This window comes from Streptomyces phaeochromogenes, from assembly GCF_001418655.1.
Taxonomy (GTDB): Bacteria; Actinomycetota; Actinomycetes; order Streptomycetales; family Streptomycetaceae; genus Streptomyces; species Streptomyces phaeochromogenes.
The window spans coordinates 1-8,711 of record NZ_LIQZ01000382.1; the positions used below are offsets into that span (position 1 = coordinate 1).

At 71.5% G+C, this 8,711-nt stretch carries 8 protein-coding genes; 5 read left to right on the plus strand and 3 right to left on the minus strand.

All coding sequences use genetic code 11. The features are described 5' to 3' along the window. Nucleotides 1–137: 137 nt before the first annotated feature. Nucleotides 138–1,184, minus strand: coding sequence for a pyridoxal-phosphate-dependent aminotransferase family protein (locus AOK17_RS39190; RefSeq protein ID WP_055617391.1), 1,047 nt, complete (start codon nucleotides 1,182–1,184; stop codon nucleotides 138–140). A 189-nt stretch (nucleotides 1,185–1,373) separates the two neighbouring features. Between AOK17_RS39190 and AOK17_RS39195 the strand changes: the two genes are divergently transcribed. From AOK17_RS39195 to AOK17_RS39215, 5 genes are all read left to right on the plus strand, one after another. Next, complete coding sequence (locus AOK17_RS39195) at nucleotides 1,374–2,219, plus strand: transporter substrate-binding domain-containing protein (RefSeq protein WP_107102611.1); 846 nt, start codon at nucleotides 1,374–1,376, stop codon at nucleotides 2,217–2,219. Beyond that, complete coding sequence (locus AOK17_RS39200; protein ID WP_055617392.1) at nucleotides 2,216–3,049, plus strand: amino acid ABC transporter permease; 834 nt, start codon at nucleotides 2,216–2,218, stop codon at nucleotides 3,047–3,049. The genes AOK17_RS39195 and AOK17_RS39200 overlap by 4 nt, the downstream gene beginning before the upstream one ends. Next, a complete protein-coding gene (locus AOK17_RS39205; protein WP_055617393.1) occupies nucleotides 3,046–3,858 on the plus strand; it encodes an amino acid ABC transporter ATP-binding protein in 813 nt (270 codons plus the stop codon). The genes AOK17_RS39200 and AOK17_RS39205 overlap by 4 nt, the downstream gene beginning before the upstream one ends. Before the next feature lie 87 nt (nucleotides 3,859–3,945). Beyond that, entirely contained in the window at nucleotides 3,946–5,040 is a 1,095-nt protein-coding gene (locus AOK17_RS39210; RefSeq protein ID WP_055617394.1) for an amidohydrolase family protein, read from the plus strand. A gap of 340 nt (nucleotides 5,041–5,380) precedes the next feature. Further along, nucleotides 5,381–6,301 (plus strand): SCO1860 family LAETG-anchored protein, encoded by a 921-nt coding sequence (locus AOK17_RS39215; protein WP_245697646.1) that lies wholly within the window; start codon nucleotides 5,381–5,383, stop codon nucleotides 6,299–6,301. Nucleotides 6,302–6,576: 275 nt separating this feature from the next. Here the strand turns inward: AOK17_RS39215 and cobC are convergent, their stop codons facing one another. Then, complete coding sequence (gene cobC / locus AOK17_RS39220; RefSeq protein ID WP_079053532.1) at nucleotides 6,577–7,743, minus strand: Rv2231c family histidinol phosphate aminotransferase CobC; 1,167 nt, start codon at nucleotides 7,741–7,743, stop codon at nucleotides 6,577–6,579. Beyond that, nucleotides 7,733–8,665, minus strand: a complete 933-nt coding sequence (locus AOK17_RS39225) for a sirohydrochlorin chelatase (protein WP_055617396.1) — start codon at nucleotides 8,663–8,665, stop codon at nucleotides 7,733–7,735. The genes cobC and AOK17_RS39225 overlap by 11 nt, the downstream gene beginning before the upstream one ends. Nucleotides 8,666–8,711: the final 46 nt, after the last annotated feature.

The following is an 8,711-nucleotide window of genomic DNA, read 5'->3' on the forward strand; positions in this document are numbered from 1 at the left end:
TTGGTGTTGGGTGCGGGTCTGTTTTGGGTGGGTGCGCGGTTCCTCGCGCCCCTTAAAGGCAAAAGCCAGGGGCGCAGGTCCGTTTTTTAGGGGCGCGAGGAACCGCGCACCCAGCCCTTGCCCGCCCGTAGGTGAAATCAGGCCTCGGCCAGCGCCGTACGCAGTGCCGAAAGGGAGGACTGGACGGCGTCCAAGGTCGCCGCGGGGCCGTAGTGGTTGACCCGGATCATCTCCTTGGCCAGGGCGCCGCCCCCCGCGGCCAACGGTAGCGAGGGGTCGGCGGCCAGCGCCCTGGCCACCAACTCGGCGGCGTCCACCCCCTCCGGGGTTCGGAGCGTCGTGGCGACCGGAGCCGCCGCGGAGGCCTCGTACACGTAGGGCTCGAACCCGGTGCCCAGCGCGAGCACTCCCTCGCGGGTCGCGGCGGCAGCCGCCGCGTGGCGGGACATCACCGTGTCGAGCCCCTCCTCCTCGATACGGACCACGCACGCCTCCAGCGCGAGCATCTCCAACTGGGCCGGCGCATGCAGGAGTGCCCGGCGACCGCCGTCGATCCAGCGCTCCTTCCAGTCCAGGAGGGAGAGGTAGGAGCGGCGCGGAGCGTGCGGGTTGGCGGCCATGCGGGCCCAGGCGCGCGAGCTCACCGAGACCGCGGAGACCCCGGCCGGCCCGCCCATCGCCTTCTGGGCGCCGATCACGCACAGGTCCACGCCCCACGCGTCCGGCAGCACCGGCTCCGCGCCGATCGACGCCACCGCGTCCAGGTAGAACAGGGCACCGTGCGCCCGTACGACCTCGCCGATCTCCGCGACCGGGTTGGTGTTGCCGGTGGCCGCCTCCGCGTGGACGAGGGAGACGAAGTCGATCTCGGGGTGCTCGGCGAAGGCCTCCCGGATCTGTGCCGCCGTGACCGCCGTGTGGAAGGGGACGGCCAGGTCGTACACCGTCGCGCCGCAGTCCCTCAGCCAGTCGCCGAACGTCTGCCCGTACGGGCCGGTGATCACGTTGAGAGCCGTCGTGCCGGGGCCCGCGGCGCCACGGATGGCTCCCTCCAGCGGCAGCAGCGCCTCGCCCTGGGTGATCAGGACGTCCTGCTCGGTGGAGAGCAGTCGCGCCACGCGGTCCTCGATCGACGCGAAGTGCGCGGCGCTCAGCGGCGCCAGGTCCAGGAGGGGATGCGTCACAGCAGTGCTCTCTTCGTTCACGGATGGCGCTCACGGGGTAGACGCACACGAGCGTAACGGGCGGGTCCCCGCCCGCCCCACCGACGACTTCTGAGGCCGGACGGCTCAACGGCCATGGGATTGGTTTGAGAGCCTCAAACCTTTCCTTATAATCAGAAGCCACAGTTCCCCCACAGGAGGTCAACCCCCGTGAAGATGGTCCTCGGGCGCCGGTCCCGCATCCTGGCCGCCACCACCGCGACGGCCGGGCTGCTGCTCGTCGCCGGCTGTTCTTCGGACGACGACGGGGGCAAGAAGACCACCGCGAACGGGGTCGAGCTGGTGAAGGGCGGACAGCTCACCACCTGCACGCACCTGCCGTACCCGCCGTTCCAGTCGGAGATCGACGGCAAGGTGCAGGGCTTCGACGTCTCGATCATCGACCTGGTCGCCAAGGACCTGGGCGTGAAGCAGGTGATCCTCGACCAGCCCTTCGAGAACTTCAAGACCGGCGGGTCCCTCAACGCCGGCCAGTGCGACCTCGCCGCGGCCGGCATGACGATCACCGACGAGCGCAAGAAGAACGTCGACTTCTCCGACCCGTACTTCGAGGCCACCCAGGCCGTCCTCGCCGACAAGAAGAGCGGCATCTCCTCCCTCGCCGACCTCAAGGGCAAGAAGGTCGGCGCCCAGGCGCAGACCACCGGCGAGGAGTTCGCGAAGAGCAAGGGCCTGAACCCGGTCTCCTTCGAGTCCTCCGACGCGCTCCTCAACGGCCTGCGCACCGGCCAGGTCAAGGCCGTCGTCATCGACTACCCGGTCGTCCAGGGCTGGCTGAAGGACAAGGCCAACGCGGACGCCTTCGAGGTCGCCGACAACATCAACACCGGTGAGGAGTACGGCGTCACCGTGAAGAAGGGCAACACCAAGCTCGTCGACGCCATCAACAAGGCGCTGGCGGACGCGAAGTCGGACGGCACGTACAAGAAGCTGTACGAGAAGTGGATCGGCCCGTACGACGAGGACGCCGCCTCCGCTTCCCCGTCCGCCTCATGAGTGGGACGGACACCAAGCTCCAGCCACGCAGAAGCGGTCTGACCAGACGTCAGAAGCGGGCCGTGTCGCGGGGCGTTCAGTACGCGGTGTTCGTCGCCGCCCTGATCGCCCTCGGCGTCACGGCCGACTGGGAGCAGTTGCAGAACCAGTTCGCCCAGGTCGACCTGGCCGAGCGGATGTTCCCGGACATCATCACGCTGGCGCTGAAGAACACCGTCCTCTACACGGTGTCCGGCTTCGTCTTCGGCCTCGCTCTCGGTGTGGTCGTCGCCCTGATGCGGCTCTCCTCCGTGGGGCCGTACCGTTGGCTGGCCGGTATCTACATCGAGATCTTCCGCGGGCTGCCCGCCCTGCTGATCTTCATCTTCGTGGGCGTCGCAGTGCCGTTGGCGTTCCCCGGCACGGAGATCCCCGGCGGCACGTACGGAAAGGTCGCGCTCGCGCTCGGCCTCGTCGCCGCCGCGTACATGGCGGAGACGATCCGCGCGGGCATCCAGGCCGTGCCCAAGGGGCAGATGGAGGCGGCCCGTTCGCTGGGCTTCTCGCATGCCCGGGCCATGGTCTCGATCGTCATTCCGCAGGCGTTCCGGATCGTGATCCCGCCGCTAACCAACGAGTTGGTGCTGCTCTTCAAGGACTCCTCGCTGGTGCTGTTCCTCGGGGTCACCCTGGAGGAGCGCGAACTCTCCAAGTTCGGCCGCGACCTGGCCAGCGAGACCGCCAACTCGACACCCATCCTGGTGGCGGGTCTGTGCTACCTGCTGGTCACGATCCCGCTCGGTTTCGTCGTACGCCGCCTTGAGGCGAAGGCCGGGGAGGCCACCAAGTGAGCACTACGAGCAGTCCGGACCTCACGAAGGACACGAGCGGTACGCCGGAGATCCAGGTCCGCGGCCTGCACAAGTCGTTCGGCGACAACGAGGTGCTGCGCGGCATCGACCTGGAGGTCGGCTCCGGCGAGGTCGTCTGTGTCATCGGTCCCTCCGGCTCCGGCAAGTCCACGCTCCTGCGCTGCGTGAACCTCCTCGAAGAGCCCACCAAGGGCCAGGTCTTCGTCGGCGGCACCGAAGTGACCCACCCGGACGTGGACATCGACGCCGTACGCCGCCGGATCGGCATGGTCTTCCAGCAGTTCAACCTCTTCCCGCACCTGACGGTGACCGAGAACCTCACGCTGCCGCAGCGCCGGGTGCTCGGCCGCGACAAGGAGGCGGCCTCGAAGGTCGCCGCCGAGAACCTCCGGCGGGTCGGCCTCTCCGAGAAGGCGGACGCGTACCCCGCCTCCCTCTCCGGCGGCCAGCAGCAGCGCGTCGCCATCGCCCGCGCGCTCGCCATGGGCCCCCAGGTGATGCTCTTCGACGAGCCCACCTCCGCCCTCGACCCGGAACTAGTCGGCGACGTCCTCGCCGTCATGCGCATGCTCGCCGACGAGGGCATGACCATGATGGTCGTCACCCACGAGATGACCTTCGCCCGCGAGGTGGCCGACCGAGTCGTCTTCATGGACGCCGGCGTGATCGTCGAGGACGGCACCCCGGCCCAGGTGATCGGCAACCCGACCCACGAGCGGACCCGCCACTTCCTGTCCCGCCTGCTGGACCCGGCGATGGCGGACGTGGAGGAGGACAGCGCCCCGTAGGGGCGCGGGGCCGTATCGATTTGCGGCTCCGCCGCGTGGGCGCGACCAGCCAAGAACCACCCGCAGCCGCCGAACTAAAGTGCACCCATGAGCGATCAGGCGGCGGTACTGCACGTAAAGGGCCGTGTACTCGTCGGCCCCGACGACATCCGGGACGAGCTCTGGATCGTCGGCGGCAGAATCACCTACGAGCGCCCACAAGGCGCCCGTGACATCCGCACAGTGAACGGCTGGGCCCTACCAGGCCTCGTGGACGCCCACTGCCACGTGGGCCTGGGCCCCAGCGGCCCCGTCGCAGACGACATCGCGGAGAAGCAGGCACTGACCGACCGCGAGGCCGGCACCCTGCTCATCCGCGATGCGGGCTCCCCCTCCGACACCCGCTGGATCGACGACCGCGCGGACCTCCCGAAGATCATCAGGGCGGGCCGTCACATCGCCCGCACCCGCCGCTACATCCGCGGCTTCGCCCACGAGATCGAGCCGGACGACCTCGTCGCGTACGTGGCCCAGGAGGCCCGCCGGGGCGACGGCTGGGTGAAACTCGTGGGGGACTGGCTCAACCGCGAAACGGGCGACCTGGGCGCCTGCTGGCCCCGCGCCGAGGTCGAGGCCGCGATCACCGAGGCCCACCGGCTGGGCGCCCGGGTCACCGCGCACTGCTTCGCCGAGGACTCCCTGCGGGACCTGGTGGAGGCGGGCATCGACTGCATCGAGCACGCCACCGGCCTGACCGAGGACACCATCCCGCTCTTCGCCGAACGCGGCGTCGCCATCGTCCCGACCCTCGTCAACATCGCCACCTTCCCGCAGCTCGCGGCTGGCGGCGAGGCCAAGTTCCCCCGGTGGTCGGCGCACATGCGGCGGCTGCACGAGCGTCGCTACGACACCGTGCGCGCCGCGTACGACGCCGGTGTCCCCGTGTTCGTCGGCACCGACGCGGGCGGCACGCTCGCGCACGGCCTGGTGGCGGGCGAGGTCGCCGAGCTGGTGACCGCCGGAATCCCGCCTGTCGAGGCGCTGTCGGCGACGGCGTGGGGCGCCCGGGCCTGGCTGGGACGGCCCGGCCTGGACGAGGGAGCACCGGCCGACCTCGTCGTGTACGAGGGAGACCCGCGGGCGGACGTACGGGTACTGGCGGCGCCCCGACGAGTGGTGCTGAACGGCAAGGTCGTCGGCTAGGACCTGCGTTGACAGAACGTAACCACCCGCCGGGCTCGCTCGTTCTGCATTTCCGCGCATGCTCCGGCGCGTCAACCGGCGCGTTCGAGCCGGTTCGGGCATCCGGGTGGAGATGGGGAACGCACGTGCCGGGAGATTCGAAGAAGCGCACGGAAACTCCACGTATGAGTGAACTCCCGTCAGCTTGCTGACTGTTCACTCTCCGTGCGTAAGGATTCCCGCATCGACGCCGTCGGTGCTGCTCCCCGCAGGTCCCCGTGAGTGGAGCGTCCGGCGGCGTCGCGTCTCCAGTTCTGTCTCCCGTGGGGGTCCCACCACCTTGAACAGCAACGCTTTCCGCATGCCCGCAGGTATGCCCGTACGTCTGCCTGCACGCATGCCCGTACGCAGGTTCGCCGCCACCGCGGCGGCCACCGTCCTGGCCGCGGGTCCCGCGGCCCTGGCCGGCGCGGGCCCGGCCCACGCGACCGAGGACCACGGCCGCGCCAGTGCCGTGGTCCTGCGCACCGGGCTCGACGTCTCCCTGCTCAACAAGTCCGTGAACGTCCCGCTCACGGTCTCGCTCAACGACGTACAGGCCCCGCGCAGCGCCGAAAAGACCGCGCTCACCGCCAAGTTGGACGGAGTCGACGGCGGGCAGCCGTTCACCGTGCTGGGCGCGGAGGTGGCCCGGTCGAGCGCGAAGGTCTCCGCGAAGAAGGCCGAGGGCTCGGTGCACCTCGCCCATGCCAAGGTGCATGTGCCGGGGCTGCCCCTGCTGTCCCTCATCGAGATCGAGCAGGTCAGCGCGAAGGCGGTCTGCGTGGCGGGCGAGAAGCCGGTCGCCACCGCCAATCCGCTGGGCGCCGTGACGGTCCTCGGCAAGAAGACCACGGTGACCGCCGGTGGTCCGACCGAGGTGAAGGTGCCCGGCGTCGGCGAGGTGCGCCTCGACCTGGCGTCGACCCGCACCACCTCGCGTACGGCCGCCGCCACCGCGCTCCAACTCAAGCTCTCCATCAACCCGTTGAAGTTGAACGTCGCCGAGGTCGAGGGCACGGTCACCCTCGCCGAGGCCACCTGCGAGGCACCGGCCGCACCCGCGTCCGCCGACCCCGTCGAGCCGGCTACCGAGGTGAAGCCGCAGGGCGCGCCCGCCGAGGAGGCCAACCTCGCCGAGACCGGCGGCAGTTCGGCGACACCGTACGTCGCCGCGGGCGCGGTCGCCCTGCTGGCGGCGGGCGGCGGAGCCGTCGTACTGGCCCGCCGCAAGAGGGGCTGAGCGCGCGCCTCCGGCGGAGGGGCGCGTGAACTCCCCGGCGGTAGAGGGGAGTTCGCGCGCCCGGCGCTCGCACGGGCGATTGTTCCCACCGTGCCGGCGTCCGTGGCCCACCGCGCCTGGATCCGTCGGCGCCGCGCCTGCATCTGTCTGCGCACCGCGCCGGCATCCGGCGGCGCCACACGGGGCCCGGTGACGCATCGCCCCGGCGAACTCCGGGCCGCCGGGCGATGTGCTACCCGCGCCGGCTCAGCACTCCCGCCCGGCGGGTGTCCGCGTCAGCGGTCCCGCAGGCTCAGGGCCTGGTCCAGTGCCTGGAGGAAGCGGTTGACCGTCGCGCGGTCGCGCACCGCCAGGCGCAGCCAGGTGTCGTCGAGCCCCGGGAAGGTGTCGCCGCGCCGCACGGCGAAGCCCAGCCGACGCAGCCGGGCACGGACGGCCGCCGCCCCGGGGAGCCCGATGAGGACGAAGGGACCCTCGGCGGGCTCCGCGACCCGCACGCCGTCGGAGGCGAACTCCCTCAGTCCGGCGACCAGATGGGCCCGGTCTATCGCGACGCGACGGGCCGCGTGCTCCTGTTCCGCCAGCGCCCGCGGAGTCATACATGCCTCGGCGGCGGCGAGCGCGGGCGTGGACACCGGCCAGAGCGGCTGGGCCCGTTCGAGCTCGGCGATCGTCTCGGGCGAGGCCAGGACGTACCCGATGCGCAGCCCCGCGAGGCCCCACGTCTTGGTGAGGCTGCGCAGCACCACCAGACCCGGCACGTCCGTACGCCCCGCGAGGGCCTCCCGCTCGTCCGGAACCGCGTCCATGAACGCCTCGTCGACCACCAACGTCCGCCCGGGACGGGCGAGTTCGGCGATCAGGGCGGCCGGATGGAGGACGGACGTCGGGTTGGTCGGGTTGCCGATCACGACCAGGTCCGCGTCCTCGGGGACGGCCGACGGGTCGAGCCGGAAGCCGTTCCCGGCCCGCAGGAGCACCCGGTCCACGGTGTGCCCCGCGTCCCGCAGCGCCGCCTCCGGCTCCGTGAACTGCGGGTGCACGACGATGGGTTGACGCACCTTCAGGGCGCGCGCCAGCAGTACGAAGGCCTCGGCGGCGCCCGCCGTGAGCAGCACCCGCTCCACGGGCAGCCCGTGCCGGGCGGCCACCGCAGCCCGCGCGGCACGCCCGTCCGGGTAGGCGGCCAGCCCGGACAGCGACTCGGCGACCCGCTCGCGCAGCCAGGCCGGCGGAGTGTCCGCGCGGACGTTCACCGCGAGGTCGACGAGCGCCGAACCGTCGTCGCGCACCTCGGCGTCGCCGTGGTGCCGGAGGTCGTGCGCGTCACCGTGTCCGCCGGAGCCCTGTCCGCCGGTGGCCCGGGCGCCGACGCCCTGTCCACCGTCGCCGGGGCCGTGGCGTCCGCCCGGACCGTCTCTGTCGTCCCTGTCAGTGTGCATGGGAGGGTGCGTGGCCGTCGTGGTGGTGATGCCCGTGGTGGTGGTGATCGTCGTCGTCCGGGTGGAAGTGCGGCTGCTGGGGGAGCCCCACCTTGTCCTCGAACCCGGGCAGCGCGATGCGGTAGACGCACGAGTCGCAGTTCATCCGCAGATCACCCTCGACCGCCTCCCGGTAGCGCTCCATGACCAGGTCGAGCAGCTCCGGCTCCGGCCCGATGACATCGGCGGAGACAACGTCGACCTCCGGATGCGCGGCGGCCCACCCCTCGGTCTGCTGCCGCACCCGGTCCGGGAGGATACCCGTGAACAGGAAGTAGGGAAGCACCACGATCCGGCGCGCGCCCAGCTTCACGCAGCGGTCCAGGCCAGACGGCACGTCCGGCGCGGCCAGCGACACGAACGCCGTCTCCACGCCCGCGTAACCCCGCCCCTCCCACAACAGCCGCGCCGCCTTGAGCACTTCGGCGTTGGCGTCCGGGTCGGTCGAGCCGCGCCCGACGAGCAGGACGGTCACCTCGGCACGGTCCGCGGGGGTCCGCGCCGAACCGCCGAGCGCCTCGTCGAGCCGCCGCTCCAGCACCGCGAGCAACGCCGGGTGCGGGCCCAGCGGACGCCCGTACGTGTACGAGATCCCGGGGTGCCGTTCCTTCTCGCGGGTCAGCGCGGCCGGGATGTCGCCCTTGGCGTGCCCGGCGGACACCAGCATCAGCGGGACGGCCGCGAACCGGCGCACGCCCTGCTCGACCAGTTCGGTCACGGCGTCGCCGAGCGGCGGCGGGGACAGCTCGATGAAGCCGCCCGCGACGGGCAGCCCGGGGTTGCGGCGGCCCAGTTCCCGTACGAAGTCGCGGAAGGCCTCGGCACCCGCGTCGTCCCGGGTGCCGTGTCCGGCGATGAGCAGGGCGGGGGCGGGGGTGGTCACGATTTCTCCTTGGACTTGGACGGGGAACCGGCCCGGGACTCGGCCT

Bases quoted from the DNA above. Each gene is read 5' to 3' on its own strand.
- AOK17_RS39210 (WP_055617394.1), top strand. From the start codon at position 3,946: ATGAGCGATCAGGCGGCGGTACTGCACGTAAAGGGCCGTGTACTCGTC.
- cobC (WP_079053532.1), bottom strand. From the start codon at position 7,743: ATGCACACTGACAGGGACGACAGAGACGGTCCGGGCGGACGCCACGGC.
- AOK17_RS39200 (WP_055617392.1), top strand. From the start codon at position 2,216: ATGAGTGGGACGGACACCAAGCTCCAGCCACGCAGAAGCGGTCTGACC.
- AOK17_RS39215 (WP_245697646.1), top strand. From the start codon at position 5,381: ATGCCCGCAGGTATGCCCGTACGTCTGCCTGCACGCATGCCCGTACGC.